The 16934-nt window shown below is 71.4% G+C and carries 15 protein-coding genes; 10 read left to right on the top strand and 5 right to left on the bottom strand.

The genetic code is table 11. The features are described 5' to 3' along the window. Positions 1 to 27 precede the first annotated feature (27 nt). Positions 28 to 1056 carry an alpha/beta hydrolase gene (locus ACMXN5_RS34325; RefSeq protein ID WP_439678805.1) on the bottom strand — a complete coding sequence of 343 codons (1029 nt, stop codon included), beginning with the start codon at positions 1054 to 1056 and terminating at the stop codon, positions 28 to 30. Positions 1057 to 1122: 66 nt separating this feature from the next. Here ACMXN5_RS34325 and ACMXN5_RS34320 point away from each other — a divergent pair, with 66 nt between their 5' ends. After that, entirely contained in the window at positions 1123 to 1677 is a 555-nt protein-coding gene (locus ACMXN5_RS34320) for a MarR family winged helix-turn-helix transcriptional regulator (RefSeq protein ID WP_439678804.1), read from the top strand. A gap of 395 nt (positions 1678 to 2072) precedes the next feature. Here ACMXN5_RS34320 and ACMXN5_RS34315 read toward each other — a convergent pair whose 3' ends face one another. Next, the gene (locus tag ACMXN5_RS34315) at positions 2073 to 2993 is read right to left on the bottom strand and encodes a helix-turn-helix transcriptional regulator (RefSeq protein WP_439678803.1); all 921 of its coding nucleotides are present in this window, start codon (positions 2991 to 2993) and stop codon (positions 2073 to 2075) included. Between the two features lie 285 nt (positions 2994 to 3278). On the opposite strand from ACMXN5_RS34315, the gene ACMXN5_RS34310 reads away from it, so the two are divergent. Both ACMXN5_RS34310 and ACMXN5_RS34305 read left to right on the top strand, forming a co-directional pair. Beyond that, on the top strand, positions 3279 to 4301 hold the full coding sequence (locus ACMXN5_RS34310) for a zinc-dependent alcohol dehydrogenase family protein (protein ID WP_439678802.1): 1023 nt from the start codon (positions 3279 to 3281) through the stop codon (positions 4299 to 4301). 184 nt (positions 4302 to 4485) lie between these two features. Beyond that, on the top strand, positions 4486 to 6447 hold the full coding sequence (locus tag ACMXN5_RS34305) for a bifunctional aldolase/short-chain dehydrogenase (protein ID WP_439678801.1): 1962 nt from the start codon (positions 4486 to 4488) through the stop codon (positions 6445 to 6447). 178 nt (positions 6448 to 6625) lie between these two features. Here the strand turns inward: ACMXN5_RS34305 and ACMXN5_RS34300 are convergent, their stop codons facing one another. Beyond that, the gene (locus tag ACMXN5_RS34300; protein WP_078982397.1) at positions 6626 to 7348 is read right to left on the bottom strand and encodes a GntR family transcriptional regulator; all 723 of its coding nucleotides are present in this window, start codon (positions 7346 to 7348) and stop codon (positions 6626 to 6628) included. 114 nt (positions 7349 to 7462) lie between these two features. Between ACMXN5_RS34300 and mtnA the strand changes: the two genes are divergently transcribed. The 6 genes from mtnA to ACMXN5_RS34270 are packed head-to-tail and all read left to right on the top strand — an operon-like array spanning position 7463 to position 14334. Continuing rightward, complete coding sequence (mtnA, locus tag ACMXN5_RS34295) at positions 7463 to 8503, top strand: S-methyl-5-thioribose-1-phosphate isomerase (RefSeq protein WP_439678800.1); 1041 nt, start codon at positions 7463 to 7465, stop codon at positions 8501 to 8503. 53 nt (positions 8504 to 8556) lie between these two features. After that, entirely contained in the window at positions 8557 to 9699 is a 1143-nt protein-coding gene (locus ACMXN5_RS34290; protein ID WP_439678799.1) for a sugar ABC transporter substrate-binding protein, read from the top strand. Between the two features lie 34 nt (positions 9700 to 9733). Next, on the top strand, positions 9734 to 11359 hold the full coding sequence (locus tag ACMXN5_RS34285; RefSeq protein ID WP_439678798.1) for a sugar ABC transporter ATP-binding protein: 1626 nt from the start codon (positions 9734 to 9736) through the stop codon (positions 11357 to 11359). Further along, a complete protein-coding gene (locus ACMXN5_RS34280) occupies positions 11356 to 12492 on the top strand; it encodes an ABC transporter permease (RefSeq protein ID WP_439678797.1) in 1137 nt (378 codons plus the stop codon). The genes ACMXN5_RS34285 and ACMXN5_RS34280 overlap by 4 nt, the downstream gene beginning before the upstream one ends. Further along, complete coding sequence (gene mtnK, locus ACMXN5_RS34275) at positions 12485 to 13702, top strand: S-methyl-5-thioribose kinase (RefSeq protein WP_439678796.1); 1218 nt, start codon at positions 12485 to 12487, stop codon at positions 13700 to 13702. The genes ACMXN5_RS34280 and mtnK overlap by 8 nt, the downstream gene beginning before the upstream one ends. Next, complete coding sequence (locus ACMXN5_RS34270) at positions 13699 to 14334, top strand: class II aldolase/adducin family protein (RefSeq protein ID WP_439678795.1); 636 nt, start codon at positions 13699 to 13701, stop codon at positions 14332 to 14334. The genes mtnK and ACMXN5_RS34270 overlap by 4 nt, the downstream gene beginning before the upstream one ends. Before the next feature lie 195 nt (positions 14335 to 14529). On the opposite strand, the gene ACMXN5_RS34265 is transcribed toward ACMXN5_RS34270, so the two are convergent. Then, positions 14530 to 15135: a DUF4232 domain-containing protein gene (locus ACMXN5_RS34265; protein WP_439678794.1), complete on the bottom strand. Its 606-nt coding sequence runs from the start codon at positions 15133 to 15135 to the stop codon at positions 14530 to 14532. Positions 15136 to 15255: 120 nt separating this feature from the next. On the opposite strand from ACMXN5_RS34265, the gene ACMXN5_RS34260 reads away from it, so the two are divergent. Next, on the top strand, positions 15256 to 16374 hold the full coding sequence (locus ACMXN5_RS34260; RefSeq protein WP_439678793.1) for an FAD-dependent oxidoreductase: 1119 nt from the start codon (positions 15256 to 15258) through the stop codon (positions 16372 to 16374). A 22-nt stretch (positions 16375 to 16396) separates the two neighbouring features. Here ACMXN5_RS34260 and ACMXN5_RS34255 read toward each other — a convergent pair whose 3' ends face one another. After that, a complete protein-coding gene (locus ACMXN5_RS34255) occupies positions 16397 to 16918 on the bottom strand; it encodes an EF-hand domain-containing protein (RefSeq protein ID WP_439678792.1) in 522 nt (173 codons plus the stop codon). Positions 16919 to 16934 lie beyond the last annotated feature (16 nt).

Here is a 16934-nt window from a genome sequence, read left to right as displayed (position 1 = left end):
TTATGAAGCCGCGCCCGGCACCGGCGGTCAGGGGTGGTCGGTGATGCGGTGCGCCAGCCAGGCCAGGGCGGGCGGCATGCGGTGTTCGACGGCGTGGTGGCCGCCCTCGAACAGCTCGAAGTGCACGATGTCGTCGGGGACTTCGATGTCGGTGAGCGCGTCGCGGAAGGCCAGTGCGCCCAGGTCGAGGAACCATTCGTCGCGGGTGCCGGCGTCGATCCGGATGCCGCGCTGCGAGCGGAGGGCGTCGGCGTGCGCGGGGGCCATGCGTACCGGGTCCCAGGCCAGCCAGCGCTGCCACTCGCTCTCGATCAGAGCCCCGGTGCGGGGATCGAAGGGGAGGGTGGGGGAGCCGTCGGGGCCGGGGGAGAAGCAGGCGGAGACGCCGAGGATCTCCAGGAGGTTCAGGTCTTCTTCCCTGGTGAACGCGACGCGCGAGCGGAAGTCGGCCCACCAGCGGAGGATCTCGCCGCCGTAGGGCCGTAGTTGGCGGGCCGCGGTGAGGAAGTGCGGGTGGTATTGGGCCTCGGACAGCGAGTCGCCGGAGTGGGTGGCGAAGGCGCCGAACAGGTCCGGGCGGAGCATCGAGGTGATCGCGGCGCCGAGTCCGCCGCTGGACTTGCCCGCGATGGCCCGGTGGTCGCGCTCGGGGAGGGTGCGGTAATGCGCGTCGACGTACGGCACGATCTCCTCGCACAGGTAGGAGTGGTAGCGACCGGTGCCGGGCGAGTCGATGAACTGGCTGCCGCCGTACGTGGTCCAGGCGTCCACGAAGACCAGCACCATTCCGGGTGCCTCGCCGCGGGCGAAGATCTCGTCGATCAGTTCGGGGACCGGCTTGCGAAAGGCCGTGCGGTTGCCCCAGACCGGGAGGGTGCCGGCGTAGCCGAGCAGCAGATACGTGACGGGGTAGCGGCGTTGGGGCGCGTCGTCGTAGTCGGGTGGGGTGTAGACCCACAGCGGGCGTCGGGTCGGGTCGCCGAGGGGATTGCCGCGCAGCAGCACACTGTCCACGACGTGTTCGTCGATGCGGCCGGCGAGGGTGAAGGTCGACATGGATTCGGACAGTACTACGATTTCAAAATATCCGAAGTCATAATTTTCGGAGGGTAGGGTGGACCCGTGACAGCACGGCATGCGGCGGCGGAATCGGCGCCGACACGAGACTCGATCGACCGGCACATCCTCCGTTGGGAGCGCGAAGTCCCGGGCCTGGAACCGGAACTGGAGGGCGCCGTCACCCGCATGCAGATGCTCGTGCGACACCTGCACGAGGAGAAGGAGGCCGCCCTGGCGCGGCATGGCCTGAAGTTGTGGGAGTACGAGATCCTGTGGCGCCTGCGCTCGGCGGGCGAGCCGTATCGGATGGCGCCCACCCGCCTGGCCCGGGGGCTCGGCGTGCATCCCGCGACCCTGACCAGCCGCCTCGACCGCCTGCAGTCGGCGGGCCTGATCACGCGTGAGCACACGGCGGAGGATCGCCGCAGCCTGCTCGTCGGCCTGACCTCCCGGGGCGCCGAGACGTGGGCGGCGGTGATCGACGACCAGCGGGCGGCCGAGGCCGGCCTGCTGGCACCCCTGACCGGGAAGCAGGTGGGCGACCTGGCCGCCCTCCTGAGGGTCGTGGCCCTTGCCGTCGAGGAGCACGGCCCGCCCCTCATGCCGGACCTCGACTGAATCGCCATCGAGCGGGGACGGCGGCCCGTATCCGGCACCGACGAAACCGGGGGCGGGCCTCGGCCGTACCGACCCGAAGGGGTGCACCGCGAGGGACCGCTATTCCGGTGCCTCGTCGCCCAGGCGGGTGACGCGGGTTCCACGCCACCGGGGCCGAGGAACGGGTGCGCGCCGACACCTCCTGGTCGGTCCGGCCCCCGGGCGACGAGCTCGGCCACCCCCGAGGCGCGTTCGGTCGGCACCGGCGTGCCCGCGCCCGTCCCGCGCCGGCCGTCGCGCGGCCGGTCGGCGGGCTGCCCGGGCCGGCCGGCTCTCCGGCCACGTCGCGCCGTGGACGCGGAACAGGGCGCGAACCAGGCTCTGAGCGGCAACCTGGGTCAGTCCGTCGTCGGGGCTCAGAGTTGTTGTCGGGCGCCGGGATGCGGGGTGGTCGGTGGGGATTCGGTGCCGTGTGCGGGAAGGGCGTCGTCGGTGGTCCAGGAGGCGAGGAGGCGGAGGCTTTCGTCGGCGGGGGAGCCTGGTTCGGCGGTGTAGACGGTGAGGATGAGGCCGGGCTCGGCGGCCATTTCGAGGCTCTGGTAGGCGAGGGTGAGGTCGCCCACGACGGGGTGGTGGAAACGTTTGTCGCCGGTGCCGTGGCGGCGGACGTCGTGGGAACCCCAGCGGGTGCGGAAGTCGTCGCTTCGGGTGGACAGTTCGCCGACCAGGTCGTGAAGGCTGCGGTCGTGCGGGTCGCGGCCGGCCTCGGTGCGCAGGATGGCGACGGTGGTGTCCGCCACGAGATCCCAGTCGCGGAAGAAGCGGCGCCCGGCCGGGTCGAGGAAGGTGAAGCGGGCGAGGTTGGGCCGGCGTTCGCCGCCGGCGTAGAGATGGGCGTAGAAGGCGCGGCCGAGCGCGTTGGCGGCGAGCAGGTCCATGCGGCCGTTGCGGACGAAGGCGAGGCCTCCGGTGACGGCGTCCAGGGTCCATCGCAGGCTCGGGTGCGGGGTCCACGACCGGGACGCGCGGCGCCGAGGCCGGGCGAGGGCGTCGGCGCCGGTGGCGGTGTGGGCCAGGTTGAGCAGATGCGCACGTTCCGCGTCGTCCAGTCGGAGCGCTCGTGCGACGGCGTCGAGGACGGCGGGTGAGACGCCGGCGAGGTTGCCGCGCTCCAGCTTGGCGTAGTACTCGACGCTGACGTCCGCGAGGGCGGCGACCTCGCTTCGGCGCAGACCCGACACCCGGCGCCGACCGCCGGCGGGGAGTCCGGCCTGCTCCGGGGTGATCCGGCCGCGCCGCGAGGTCAGGAACTCGCGGACTTCGTCATGGTTGTCCACCCCTCGACCGTACGTCCTCGCCGCGCGGTGAGGGATGTACTGCCGGTACACCCCACACCGGTGACTCCCTGCGGCGCGGGGGATCGGGTTGTCTTGAGGACGTGGCGCCTCCGGGGCGCGACGGGCCGTTTGCCGCTCACCGTGGCCGGCGCCGGCGGCGCATGCGGGTGATATCGGGGCGACACCGCGTGCGCGGCAGGTCCGTTCCCCCGGGCCGTCCTTCAATGACCGGCGGGTCGGTATCCGATCCGCGGTATATGACCAGTGAGGTTAGGAGCACTCCCCATGCGTGGTGTCGTGATGCATGCCCCCGGTGACGTCCGGGTGCAAGAGCGCGAGGACCCGACGATCGTCCGCCCGACCGATGCGGTGATCCGGATCGCGGCGACGTGCGTGTGCGGGTCGGACCTGTGGCCGTATCGCGGGATCGAGGCCGTCCACGGCCCGGCCCCGATGGGGCACGAGTACGCCGGCGTCGTCGAGGAGGTCGGCAGCGCGGTCACCTCGGTGCGGCCGGGCCAGTTCGTGGTGGGGTCGTTCTTCGCCTCGGACAACACCTGCGAGATCTGCCGCGCGGGCTACCAGTCCTCGTGCGTCCACCGCGAATCGCTCGGCGCGCTCGGCTCCCAGGCGGAGCGGCTGCGGGTGCCGCTGGCGGACGGCACCTTGGTGGCCACCCCCGGCATGCCCGACGACACGATGGTCCCGAGCCTGCTGGCGGCGTCCGACGTGCTCGGCACCGGCTGGTTCGGCGCGGTCGCCGCGCAGGCCGGCCCGGGCCGGACGGTCGCGGTGGTCGGCGACGGCGCGGTCGGGCTGATGGCGGTGCTCGCCGTGAAGCAGCTCGGCGCGGAGCGGATCATCGCGATGAGCCGCCATGAGCCCCGGCAGAAGCTCGCGATCGAGTACGGGGCGACCGACATCGTCACCGAACGCGGCGACGAAGGCATCGCGCGCATCCGGGAGTTGACGGACGGCCTCGGCGCGCACTCCGTGATCGAGGCGGTCGGCACCCAGGAGTCGATGACGCAGGCCATCGGCGCGACGCGGCCGGGCGGGCACGTCGGCTACGTCGGCGTCTCCCACGACGTGTCCCTGGACGGCCACCAACTGTTCTTCTCCCACGTACACCTGCACGGCGGCCCGGCCCCGGTACGGCAATACCTGCCGGAACTGATCGACCTGATCTGGAACGGCCGCATCGACCCCGGCAAGGTCTTCGACCTCACGCTCCCCCTCGATGAGGCCGCAGAGGCATACCGCGCCATGGACGAACGCCGCGCCATCAAGGCCCTCCTCCGCGTCTGACCGGCCCCGGGCCGAACCGGTGCACCCGGCCGCCGCCCTCGCGGTCGTGAGACGGGCTTCGTCCGGTGTGGGCCCCGGCGGCCTTGCCGAGGCGGCGTATTGACCGCGGGGGCGGCAGCTCCTAGGTTGTCAGACAAATTGGCTTGGTTGGTCTGATGAATACCAGGACGAGGACGGTGCACCCATGCGCAATCGATGGTCCGACGCGGACGCCGGCGACGGTCCCCTGGGGCAGTGCGCCTACGGTTCACGGCTGATCGGCCGCGAACCCACACTCGTGCTGCACGGCGGCGGCAACACCTCCGTCAAGGCCGAGATCGCCGATGTCACCGGCGCGCCGGTCGAAGTGCTCTACGTCAAGGGCAGCGGCCACGACCTGGCCTCGATCGGCCCCGAGGGGTTCGCCCCGCTGCGTCTGGCCCGGCTGCGCGAACTGCTCACCGTCAGCGCGCTCAGCGACGCCCAGATGGTCAACGAACTGCGCTGCGCGCTGCTCGACGCGTCCGCCCCCGACCCCTCCGTCGAGGCGCTGCTGCACGCGATGTTGCCGCACCGCGCGGTACAGCACAGCCACGCCGACGCGATCCTGACCCTGACCAACCTCGCCGACGGCGAGGCGGTGATCCGGGACGTGTTCGGCGACGACGTCGCGATCGTCCCGTACGTGATGCCCGGCTTCGACCTCGCCGTGCGCTGCGCCGAGGTGTGGCGCGACCAGGCACACGACGGGACCATCGGCCTCGTACTGCTCAACCACGGCCTGTTCACCTTCGGCGACGACACCCGCGAGGCGTACGAGCGCCACCTGGACCTGATCACCCGCGCCGAGCGCCGACTGGCCGAGCACGCCGACGCCGCACCCGCCCCCGCCCCCGTGCCGACCCGCCCGACGAGCGCCGAACTCGCCCTGCTGCGCCGGGAGATCAGCCAGGCCGCGGGCCGGCCGATGATCGTCGCCCGGCACGCCGACGAGGACACGGCGAGGTTCGTCGCGCGGGCCGACCTGGCCGAGGTCGCGTCCAGGGGCCCGGCGACCCCCGACCACGTCATCCGTACCAAGCGGGTGCCGCTGGTGGGCCGCGACGTGGCTGGCTACGCCGACCGCTACCGGGAGTACTTCGAACGCCATCACCGGCGTCGCGGCACCGAGTTGAAGCCGCTGGACCCGGCGCCGAGGATCGTCCTGGACCCCGACCTGGGCATGCTCACGGTCGGCGGCAGCGCCAAGGACACCGACGTGGCCCGCGACATCTACCGGCACACGATGGACGTGATCACCGTCGGCGAACGCCTCGGCGGCTACCGGCCCGCGTCCGAGGAGCACATCTTCGACCTCGAATACTGGGACCTGGAGCAGGCCAAGCTGCGCCGGGCCGGGGCGCCGCAGGCGTTCGCCGGCGAGGTCGCGCTGGTCACCGGGGCCGCGTCGGGCATCGGCAGGGCGTGCGCGCAGGCGCTGGCGGCGGCCGGTGCGAGCGTCGTCGGCTGGGACCTCGACGCCGGCGTCACGCAGACCCTGCCGGGTGCCGGATACCTCGGTCAGGTCGTGGACGTCACCGACCGCGCCGCCGTGGAAAGCGCGCTGCGGGCCGCCGTCGAGCGGTTCGGCGGCCTCGACATGGTGGTCGCGAGCGCGGGCGTGTTCAAGGCGGGCGCGCCGATCTCCGCGCTGGACGCCGACGCGTGGCGCACCTCGATGGCGGTCAACGTGGACTCTGTCGCCCTACTGTTCCGCGAGGCCCACCCGCTGCTCGCGCTCGCGCCGCGCGGCGGCCGGGTGGTGGTGATCGCGTCCCGCAACGTGCCGGCGCCCGGGCCGGGCGCGGCGGCGTACTCGGCGTCCAAGGCGGCCGTCACGCAGTTGTCCAGGGTGGCCGCGCTGGAGTGGGCCGCCGACGGCATCAGGGTCAACGTGGTGCACCCGGACGCCGTCTTCGACACCGGCCTGTGGACCGACGAGATCCTGGCCAAGCGGGCCGCCGACTACGGCATGACGGTCGAGGAGTACAAGCGGCGCAACCTGCTGCGTACCGAGGTGAGCAGCGCCACCGTGGCGCAGGCGGTCACCCGGCTGTGCTCCGACGACTTCGCCGCGACCACGGGCGCGCAGATCCCCGTGGACGGGGGCAGCGAACGCGTCGTGTGAGTGCCCGCCGTGCCCACGAACGGGCACGGTAGGGGAGTTGGGCGGGTACGCGCGGAACTGCGCGCGCGTACCCGCTCGTTCCCGTGCGCCGGCGCGGTCGGGCCCCGCGAGGCCGTGCGCTCGTGCACTCGCGGGTTCGCCCTGGACGCCGTGCGGTCGGGGCGCCGTGGCGGCGCGGTCAGGCCGTGCGTACCAGCTGGAACTCGTAGGAACCCTCGACGAAATACGTCTTGCAGTACGCGAGCAGGCGGTGGTCGTCGTCGTAGTGCAACTGGTCGAGCAGCACGAACAGGCGGTGTTTGGCCGCGTCCGGACCCCACGCGATGTGCGCCGACGAGACCGCGTGCACCTTCGCGAGGCCGAGCGTCGGATGGATGCCCAACTCCGTTTCGAAATAGGCGAACAACGACCCGCTCAGCTCCTCCGGATCGAACGCGGCCGGCAGCAGGCCGCGCGGGATCACGTCGTAGGAGTACGCGACCACGTCGCCGTCGGCGGTCACCCGGCGGCGCAGTTCCAGCGCCTCGGTGTCGGACGGAACACCCATACGTTCCGCCTCGTCGGGCAGCACCTGGCGCAGCGTGCGCCGCCCGTACTCGTGCCCGGGTTCCTTGCCGCTGCGCCGGATCGACTCGGTGATCGAGCCCATGCGTTCCAGGCCGTCGCGCACCGCGGGGCGGGTGCGCACGAACGTACCCGCGCCCTGCTGGGTGCGGATCAGGCCGAGCACGTCGAGTTCCTTGAGCGCGGTGCGCACCGTGGCCCGCGAGACCCCGAACCGCCTGCACAGGTCGGCCTCGGTCGGCAACCGTGCCCCCGCGGGATGGACGCCGTCGCGGATCTCGATCTTGAGTTCCCGAACGATGTCGTCGGCCAGCGGCCGCCGTGTCTGGGTCGCCATGTCGGACATCTTGACACGCTTCGAATTGTCTGACAACTTCGGCGCACTCGGATCATGAGGACGACCCCCGGAGGCATCGACGGGTCGTCCCACGAAGAGACGGAGACGCGGCGGATGCGCACGATCGACTGGATTCCCGCCGACGACGCCGAGCGGGAACCCGGCAGGGGATTCATCAGGCTGGTCGACCAAACCCTGCTGCCCGACAGCCTCGTCGAACTCGACATCCACGACCTCGACGTCCTGGTGGACGCGATCCAACGACTGGCGGTACGCGGAGCCCCCGCGCTCGGCGTGGCCGGCGCCCTGGGCGTCGCGCTCGCCGCGCAGAACCTGCCGGCCGACCGGGCCCGGCAGGCCATCGCCGAACTGCGCGAGGCCCGGCCCACGGCGGTCAACCTCGCCTACGGCGTGGACACCGCGCTCGCCGCCCTGGAGCAGGGCGGCCCGCTCGCCGCCCTGGACGCCGCGCTGCGGGTACGGGATGCGGACATCGCGGCCTGCGTCGCGATGGCCGAACGGGGTACCGACGCGCTGGCGCGGCTGGTTCCGGACCGGGCCGCGCTGACCGTACTGACCATCTGCAACACCGGCGCGCTCGCCGCCGTCGAGCACGGCACGGCGCTCGGCGTGGTGGCGAAGCTGCACCGCGACGGCCGACTGGTGCGCGCCATCGCGTGCGAGACGCGGCCGCTGCTCCAGGGTGCGCGGCTGACCGCGTGGGAACTGGGCCGCATGGGCGCGCCGTACGACGTGATCGTGGACTCGGCCGCGGCGATCACGCTGGCCCGAGGCGGCATCGACGCGGTGCTGGTGGGGGCCGACCGGATCGCCGCCAACGGCGACACGGCGAACAAGATCGGCACGTTCGCGGTGGCGTTGGCCGCAGCTCGGGCCGGGGTGCCGTTCCTCGTGGTCGCGCCCGAGACCACGATCGACCGGGACACCCCGAACGGCGACGCGATCGAGATCGAGGATCGCGGCGGCGCCGAGGTCCGCTTCTTCCACGGTGTACGGGTCACCCCGCCCGACGCCACCGCCCTCAATCCCGCCTTCGACGTGACACCCGCCGACCTGATCACGGCGATCGTCACCGACACGCGCGTCATCGACGTCGCGGCGGGCGACACGCCCGCCGGCGACACCCGTGCCTGACACCCCCGCGGCCCGGCCGGTCGCGGCCGAGACCACCGAGTGAGGAGAACACCATGAGATCCAAGGCCATTCGCGTGATCGGGGCCGCCGCCGTCGGAATGTCCCTGCTCGCCGCCTGCTCCCAGAGCACCGACGACAACAAGGCGCAGCCCGGCGCGTCCGGCGCCGCCGGCGGCGCCGGCAACTGCGCGACGCAGCGCACCGTCGACAACGCGCGCAAACTGCCCGAGGCCAAGCCCGCCGCACTCAAGGGCGACTTCAAGGTGGCGCTCGTCCGCCAATCCGGCGTCGGCGACTACTTCGAACAGTGGGGCGACGGCGCGACCAAGCAGATCAAGGCCGCCGGCGGCAGCGTCACCGTCTACGACGCGCGGGGCAACAACGCGACCCAGGTCAGCCAACTCGACCAGGCCATCAACGCCAAGCCCGACGTGATCATCGTGGACCACGGCCTCGCCGACTCGGTCAACCCCAAGATCGACGACGCGATCGCCAAGGGCATCCCGGTCGTCGTCTACGACGTGGCGATCTCCAACTGCAAGGCCACCTACATCTCGCAGGACGACGCCTCGATCGCCGACAAGATCCTCGGCTACATGAAGCAGGACAACCCCTCGGGCGGCAAGCTCGCCTACGTCAACGTGTCCGGCATCGCGCCGCTCGACTCCCGCGACAAGGTGTACCAGCAGTTCCTCAAGGACAACCCGACGTTCACCCAGAAGGCGCGCTTCGGCAAGTACACCGAGTCGGTGGCCGCCGACACCGCGACCGAGGGCACCGCGGCGCTGTCCGCCGCCCCGGACACCACACTCGCGTTCGCCGCCTACGACGAACTCGCCAAGGGCACGCTGATCGCGCTGCGCCAGAACGGCATGACGAACAAGGTGAAGGTCTACGGCGTGGACGTCTCCACCGCCGACATCCAGCTGATGACCGAGGCCGGCAGCCCGTGGCGGGCCACCGCCGCCACCGACCCGGCGAACGTGGGCGCGGTCGTGGCCCGGGCCTCGATCGCGGCGGCCGGGAAGGTCGACCTGCCGCAGAAGATGACCATCCCCGCGACGCTGATCACCCAGGACACGCTCAAGGCGAACGGCGTGACGAACATGGACACGCTGCGCAAGGCGCTGCCCGAACTGGCCACCCCGGACGTGCTCGGGGCGCCGTGGATCACCCCGATCCGGCCGGGCGCCTGACCCACTCTCGGTCGAAAACCGGAAAGGAGGCCCCGTGCAGCCCCGACAAGACGACCGACGCGAAGACCGCGACCGCCGAGACCGCCACCGGGACACCGTGCTCGAAGTGCGGGACATCTCGAAGAGCTATGGCCCGAACCGGGTGCTGCGCGGGGTCGGCCTCCGCATCGGCGCGGGTGACATCTACGGCCTGATGGGCGCCAACGGCGCGGGCAAGTCCACGCTCATCAAGATTCTCTCGGGCGCGGAATCCCCGGACGGCGGCGAGATCCTGCGCGACGGCGAGGTCGTGGTCTTCCCCGACCCGCTCGCCGCCCAGCGCAGCGGCATCGGCACCGTGCACCAGAACCCCAACGACGGGGTGATCCTCGACATGACCGTCGCGGAGAACCTGGCCTTGGACCGGCTCGGCGACCGATCCTCGCCCATCCTGTTCAGCCGGCGCCGGACCGAGGCCCAGGCCGTCGAGGTCGCGGCCACCCTGGGTCTGCGCTTCGACCGGCAGACGTTGCGCTCGCCGGTGCGCGACGTGGGCGTCTCCGAGCGGCAACTTCTGGTCCTGGCCCGGGCGTTGTCCCGCAAACCCAGGCTGCTGATCCTGGACGAGCCCACCTCGGCGTTGTCCGCGGAGGAGAGCGCGCGCCTGTTCGACCTGGTGCGCGCGCTCGCCGCGGACGGCATGACCGTCCTGTTCGTCACCCACAAACTCGCCGAGATCGACCAACTGTGCGACCGCGTCGGCGTCCTGCGCGACGGGGCCATGCAGGGCGAGTTCGAGCCCATACCCGGGCGGGGGTTCGACTGGACGACCGTACTGACCGCCCTGTTCGACCGCACCCCCGCCGAGTCCGAGCGTGCCGAACTCCCGCCGGGAGAACCGGTATTGGCGCTCGAAGGGGTCCGCCTGCACGAGGACGACCCGCACCCCCTCGACCTCGAACTGCACCGCGGCCATGTCACCGTGCTGCTCGGTCTGCTCGGCAGCGGCAAGACCGAACTGCTCGAATGGATCTTCGGCGCCACGTCGATCGGCGCGGGCCGGCGAACCCTCGACGGTCGCCCCTTCGACCCCGGGTATCCCGGCGCCGCGATCAAACGCGGCGTCTACCTCGTCCCCGAATCCCGCCACGAACAGGCGATCATCCCCGGCTGGCCGATCCGCTCCCAACTCACCCTGCCCTTCGTGAGCACCTTCACCCGGGGCACCCTGATGCGCATCGGCGCCGAACGCCGGGCCACCGCGACGATGATGCACGACCTGGGTGTGGTGGCCGCCGGACCCGACGCGCCGATCGAGACCCTGTCCGGCGGAAACCAGCAGAAGGTCGTCATCGGCCGCTGGCTGCTCGGCGAACCGCGAGTACTGCTGCTCGACGAACCGTTCCGCGGCGTCGACATCAACGCCCGACACGACATCGGCGCCACCGTGCGCGAACTCGCCGCCACCGCCGCGGTCCTGGTCGCCACCTCCGACGTGGACGAGGCCCTCGAGGTCGGCGACCGCATCGTGGTGCTCGACCGCGGCCGGATCACCGCCGACCTCGCCCTGAGCGACGCCGGCCGCGAACGCCTCATCGCGGCGATGAGCGTACGCCGTACCCCGTCACCACCGCCCTCGGAGGCAGCGCCGAGCGCAGCCGGAAAGGAAAGCCACGCATGAATCTGCGCGACTCGACATCGACCGCGCGGCGGACCCCACTTCCGGCCGCGTTCCCGGCCGCGCTCGGCGACTTCGTGGTCCGCTACGGGATCATCCTCGTGGGCGTCACCCTCTACATCGCGTTCTCCGCCACCACGACGGGCTTCGGCACCTGGGACAACACGGTGTCGATCCTGCAGATCCAGGCGGTCGCGGCGATCGCCGCGCTCGGGATGACGCTGACCGCCATCGTCGGCGACCTCGACCTGTCGGTCGGCGCGGTCACCGGCCTGTCGGTCACGGTGGCCGCCGAGGCGATGATCCACTACGAACTCACCGGCCCGAGCGCGATCGCCATCTGCCTCCTGGTCGGCCTGCTCGTCGGATGTGTCAACGCCACCCTCATCGTGTTCCTGAACATCCCGCCGCTGCTCGCCACCCTCGGCACCATGTTCACCATCCAGGGCCTCAAACGCTGGCTCGTCGACGGCCAGACCCTGACCACCGGCATGAAGCTCGGCGACGGCACCGTGGTCAAGGGCAGGTTCACCGACGACTTCACCGCCATCGACGGCGACAAGCTGTTCGGCATCCCCTACTCCGTCTACCTCTTCCTCGTCATCGCCCTGCTGTTGTGGGTCTTCCTGCAACGCACCCGCCACGGACGGGTGTTCTACGCCGTCGGCGGCAACGAGGAGGCCGCGCGCCTGGCCGGCACCCGGGTCAAGCGCTACAAGTTCGCCGCCTACGCCATCTCGGGTGTACTCGCCGCGACCGCCGGCATCATCCTCGCCTCGCGCCTGCGACAGGGCGACGTCACCGCGGGCGACTCCTCGCTGCTGGACGCGGTCGCCATGACCCTGGTCGGCTACGCGGTCCTGGGCGCCAAGAAGCCCAACGCGCTCGGCACGTTCGTCGGCGCGGTGTTCATCGGGCTGATCCTCCAGGGCCTGACCATGCGCGGACTGCCCTACTACACGCAGGACCTGATCAAGGGGCTCGTGCTCATCTTCGCCCTGTTGATGTCCTTCTCGCTGCGCCGCGGCCGGCGCCGCCGGGCCGCCGCGGCGACACCCGGCTCCGACTCTCGGGTCGGAGCCGACCCCGAAGTCCCCACCACCGCACCGGCGATCGCGGAGCGCACCCATGGCTGACCGGATCCTGACCTCCGCCGAGGTCCCCGCCTACATCGCCGAACGCGCCACGCTGCGCGACCTGATCGACCCGACGACGCTCACCGTCGCCGAGGTCGGCGACGGCAACCTCAACCTCGTCTTCGTCTGCGCCGACGCCGCGGGCCGACGGCTGGTGCTCAAGCAGGCGCTGCCGTATGTACGCCTCGTCGGCCCGGAATGGCCGATGACCGAACAGCGCGCGGTGCGGGAGGCGTCCGCCCTGCGGATCCACGGCGCACTGTCCGAACATGTCTGCGGTCTCCTCGACTTCGACCCCGACGGGTTTGTGCTCGCGCTCGAAGACCTGTCCGACCACGAGGTGTTCCGCACCCGGCTCAATGCCGGCGGAGCACACGAGGGCGTCGCCGAACGACTCGCCGAATACCTCGCCGACGTCGCGTTCGGCACCTCGGTCGGCAGCCTCACCGAGGCCGAGTTCCGTGCCCGTGCCGCCGCCGCGATCAATCCGGAACTGTGCGAGATCACCGAGGATCTCGTGTTCACCGAGCCCTTCCTGGGCGCCGAACGCAACTCGGTACGCCCGGCGCTCGACGCGCTCTACGCCGAACTGCGGGCGGACCGGGCGTGGTCGGCCGCCGCGATGGCGATGAAACACACGTTCCTCACCACGCAGGAAACCCTGCTGCACGGCGACCTGCACACCGGCAGCGTCTTCGTTCGCGGCAACACGCGGGACGGCGACCTGTCGGTGCGGGCGTTCGACCCCGAGTTCGCGTGTTACGGGCCGATCGGGTTCGACCTCGGCATGTTGTGGGCCAACCTGCTTTTCGCGGGCACCCGGGCCGCTGCGCTGGGCGAACAGGAGCGTGCCGAGGCCCTGTTCGGGACACTCACGACGAGCTGGGACGCGTTCACGGCACGGCTGCGCGGACACTGGCCGGGGCGGCGCGCGCCGGAGCGCTACCCGGACGCCTACCTCGACGGGCGGCTGCCGGCCATCCTCGCCGACGCGTTCGGCTTCGCGGGCTGCGAGGCGGCGCGGCGTACCGTGGGGCTGGCCAAGGTGAGCGACCTGGAGACGCTGGACGACGATCGGTACGCAGTCGTCGGCGCCGCGATGTTGCGGCTGTCCCGAACCCTGCTCGTGGACCGGGCCACGCTGACCCCGGCGCGTGTCGCCGAGGCCGCGTCCGCGCTGTCGGGCGGCGAGGGACGCGCGCCCCGATGACGGCGGAGCACATCCTCGCGGCCCTGGTCGACGCCGGCCGGCAGTGCGTGGACAGCGGCCTCGTCCTGGCGAGCGGCGGCAACCTGTCCGCCCGGCTGCCCGGCACCGACACCTTCGCGGTGACGGCTGCCGGCAGTCGGCTGGACCGGCTGACCGAACGGGACTTCGCGATCGTGCGCCTCGACGGCGAGCCGCTCGCGGGCGGCGGGGGTTCGGCGGCACCGTCCAGCGAGTGGCGCCTGCACCAACACACCTACCTGGCCCGACCCGACGTCGAGGCGGTGGTGCACGTACACCCCGAATACGCGGTGCTCGTCGACGCCTTGGGCGAGCGCATCCGCCAACTCACCCTCGATCACATCGCGTACGCCCCCGTGATCGAACGTGTGCCGTTCCACCCCAACGGCTCCCGCGAACTAGCCGAAGCCGCGGCGACCGCGACCCGCCACAGCGACTGCGTAATCCTGGCCCACCACGGCTGCTCCACGGTCGGCACATCCCCCCAGGACGCCCTACGCAAAGCCCAAAACCTGGAAAGCGCAGCCCGCTACACGTACCGCCTACTCACGTTGGGCAACCAAACCACCGAATTCCCCCAATCCGCCCGCACCTCGGCAACCCAACACCACTGACACCCACTTCTGGGGCCGGCCCCCGAAGTCTCCTGCAAAAGGTGGCTGAGCCGACGGCGGGAGATGAGGGCTGCTTGGTGTTCGGTTGTCGCGTAGTGGTCCGCGAGTTCGTGGGCGAAGTGCGTCGAGGGCCGCATCCGGTCCGCGCCGCCCGCGATCAGGAGCAGATCGGCCGTGGTCTTCTCCTCGGGTGGGTCAAGTGGGGGTGTGCCAGGGGCCGATGCCCAGGCGGGCTGTGGTGCCGAGGTCGATTCCGCCTGGGACCGGTATTTGTTGGCGGGCTTGGCCGGGGAGTGGCTCGACGTCGAGGTGGAGGGCGTTTTGACTGGAACCTGCCGTGACGGTGTTGCGCCAGACGACCACGGAGACCGCCTGCTCGCCGGGGTGCAGCGTTACTGATCGGGGCTTGGCCTGGAGGCTTTCCATGGTGGTGATCGACGCTGCCCCCGGGTCGATGTCGACGCTGAGCCCGGCTCGGTGGGCGTCCAGGACCCGGAGGCTCGGGTATCCGGTCACGGTACGGGGTGCGTTGCCGCAGTTGGCCATCGTCAGGGTCATTGCCCTCAGTCCCATCGCCGCCTCGGGCTCCTCGGCCGTGAGCCGCACTCCGGATTCGGGACAATCGGCGGGCGGGGTCGGCGTGGTCGGCTTCGTCGGTGTGCTCCGGGCCGTCGGCACGGAGGTCGATCCGCCTCCGCCGGCCTGCGTGGTCGACGCCGACCTGTTGCCGCATCCGCTCATACCCATCACGACCGCCGACACGAGCAGGCCGTAACTCCATGCTCGCCACGCTGTGATCATCCGGTGATCATCCCATATTCCGCTGCCTCACCGCCCTGTTCGACCGCGGTGGTCATGCCGACGGTTCACACTCGCGCACACCGTTGCGATGCGCTGTAGCGGGCAATACAGTGTATCGGCATGAGACATCGCATCGCCGTAGTCGGGAGCGGCCCCGCCGGCCTTACCTTCGCCCGCGTCCTGCACCGCCATGGACATCCCGTCACCATCCTCGAACGTGATCCCGCCCCCGACGCGCGCCCCCCGGGCGGCACGCTGGACCTGCGTGAGGGGATGGGCCAACTCGCGCTGGACAGGGCAGGGTTGGCGGCGGAGTTTCGGGCGCTGTCTCGTCCCGAGGGGCAGGCCATGCGCATCCTGGACCCGGACGGGGCCGTCCTGCGCGACTGGCGACCCCGTCCGGACGACCGGGCCAATCCCGAAATCGACCGCGGGCAACTCCGCGACCTGCTGCTCGGCCCTCTCGACGTCCGGTGGGGGAGCGGCGTGACCGAGGTGGTGCCGGGGACCCGGGACGGCGTACTGGTCCACTTCGCGGACGGGCGTCAGGAGACGTTCGACCTCGTGATCGGCGCGGACGGTGCCTGGTCCCGGGTCCGCCCGGCGGTCTCGTCGGTGATGCCGCACTACACCGGCGTCACCATGGTCGAGACCTCCCTCGACGACGTCGACACCCGCTACCCCGACCTGGCGCGGATGATCGGCGACGGCTCCATGGCCGTGTACGGCGTGAACCGAGGTCTTGTCGCCCAACGCAACAGCGGCGGCCACGTCAAGGTGTACGCCCAGTTCCGCGCGCCGCTGGATCGGCACACGAGCCAGGAACCGGCCGACGTCGAGGCCGTGCGATCAAGCCTGTTGGCCCTGTTCGACGGCTGGGCCCCTTCCGTACTCGACCTTCTCCGCCACGGCACCGATTTCGTCCACCGCCCGCTCCACGTGCTGCCCGAGTCGCACACCTGGACCCACGTCGGCGGGGTGACGCTCCTGGGCGACGCCGCACATCTGATGCCGCCATTGGGGGCGGGCGCGAACCTCGCGATGCTGGACGGCGCCGAACTCGCCGAGTCCATCGCCACCGGCTCCGGGGATCCGGACGAGGCCGTGCGCACCTTCGAGGAGCGGATGTGGGTACGGGCCGCCAGGTGGGCGAAGATCACGACGGCCGGTCTGGACCGCCTCGTGAGCCCGAACCCCGCCGACGCCGTCGCCCTGTTCGACGAGGTCCAGTCGTCCTGACCGACATCGCCGGCCCGGCGGATCAGGAACGGCCCGGCACCGGCTGTGCGGCGCCGTAGGCCGCGGCCATGGGGGAGTTCGCGTTGGTCACGAAGCTCCTGATGCCCGCCAGGTAGGCGTCGCGGTCGACCAGTCCGTCGCCGTCGGTGTCGAGGGCGTCGAATGCCGCGGCGGCGTCGGTTTCGGCGTTGCCCCCGGCCGTACGCAGGCGGATGAACTCGGCGCGGTCAAGGCGTCCGTCGGCGTCGGCGTCGGCGATGTCGAACAGGGAGCCCAGCGCGGGTCGGCAGGAGCGTTCGAACGCGTCGTGCCCGACCCACGTGCGGTATTCCTCGAATGTGACGCGTCCGTCGCGGTCGGCGTCCATGTCCTGGAAGACCGCCTCGTGAGCGGTCCGCGACGCCGCCACGACCGGATGGTCGGCGTCGCGGCCGACGGCGGAGGCCACGCGGTCCACCCGGGAAAGGTATTCCTCGTGCGTGATGGCGCCGTCGCCGTCGACGTCCAACATGGCGAAGATGCGGTGCTGCGGTGAGTCGGACACTGCGTTTCCTCCAGGG

Origin of the sequence: Embleya australiensis, from assembly GCF_051903075.1 — a bacterium.
Lineage (GTDB): Bacteria > Actinomycetota > Actinomycetes > Streptomycetales > Streptomycetaceae > Embleya.
This window is presented reverse-complemented; position numbering and strand designations above follow the sequence as displayed.

Coding starts and splice junctions, on each gene's coding strand:
- ACMXN5_RS34325 (WP_439678805.1), bottom strand. CDS start 1,056: ATGTCGACCTTCACCCTCGCCGGCCGCATCGACGAACACGTCGTGGAC.
- ACMXN5_RS34310 (WP_439678802.1), top strand. CDS start 3,279: ATGCGTGGTGTCGTGATGCATGCCCCCGGTGACGTCCGGGTGCAAGAG.
- ACMXN5_RS34305 (WP_439678801.1), top strand. CDS start 4,486: ATGCGCAATCGATGGTCCGACGCGGACGCCGGCGACGGTCCCCTGGGG.
- ACMXN5_RS34300 (WP_078982397.1), bottom strand. CDS start 7,348: ATGGCGACCCAGACACGGCGGCCGCTGGCCGACGACATCGTTCGGGAA.
- mtnA (WP_439678800.1), top strand. CDS start 7,463: ATGCGCACGATCGACTGGATTCCCGCCGACGACGCCGAGCGGGAACCC.
- ACMXN5_RS34290 (WP_439678799.1), top strand. CDS start 8,557: ATGAGATCCAAGGCCATTCGCGTGATCGGGGCCGCCGCCGTCGGAATG.
- ACMXN5_RS34280 (WP_439678797.1), top strand. CDS start 11,356: ATGAATCTGCGCGACTCGACATCGACCGCGCGGCGGACCCCACTTCCG.
- mtnK (WP_439678796.1), top strand. CDS start 12,485: ATGGCTGACCGGATCCTGACCTCCGCCGAGGTCCCCGCCTACATCGCC.
- ACMXN5_RS34270 (WP_439678795.1), top strand. CDS start 13,699: ATGACGGCGGAGCACATCCTCGCGGCCCTGGTCGACGCCGGCCGGCAG.
- ACMXN5_RS34265 (WP_439678794.1), bottom strand. CDS start 15,135: ATGATCACAGCGTGGCGAGCATGGAGTTACGGCCTGCTCGTGTCGGCG.
- ACMXN5_RS34260 (WP_439678793.1), top strand. CDS start 15,256: ATGAGACATCGCATCGCCGTAGTCGGGAGCGGCCCCGCCGGCCTTACC.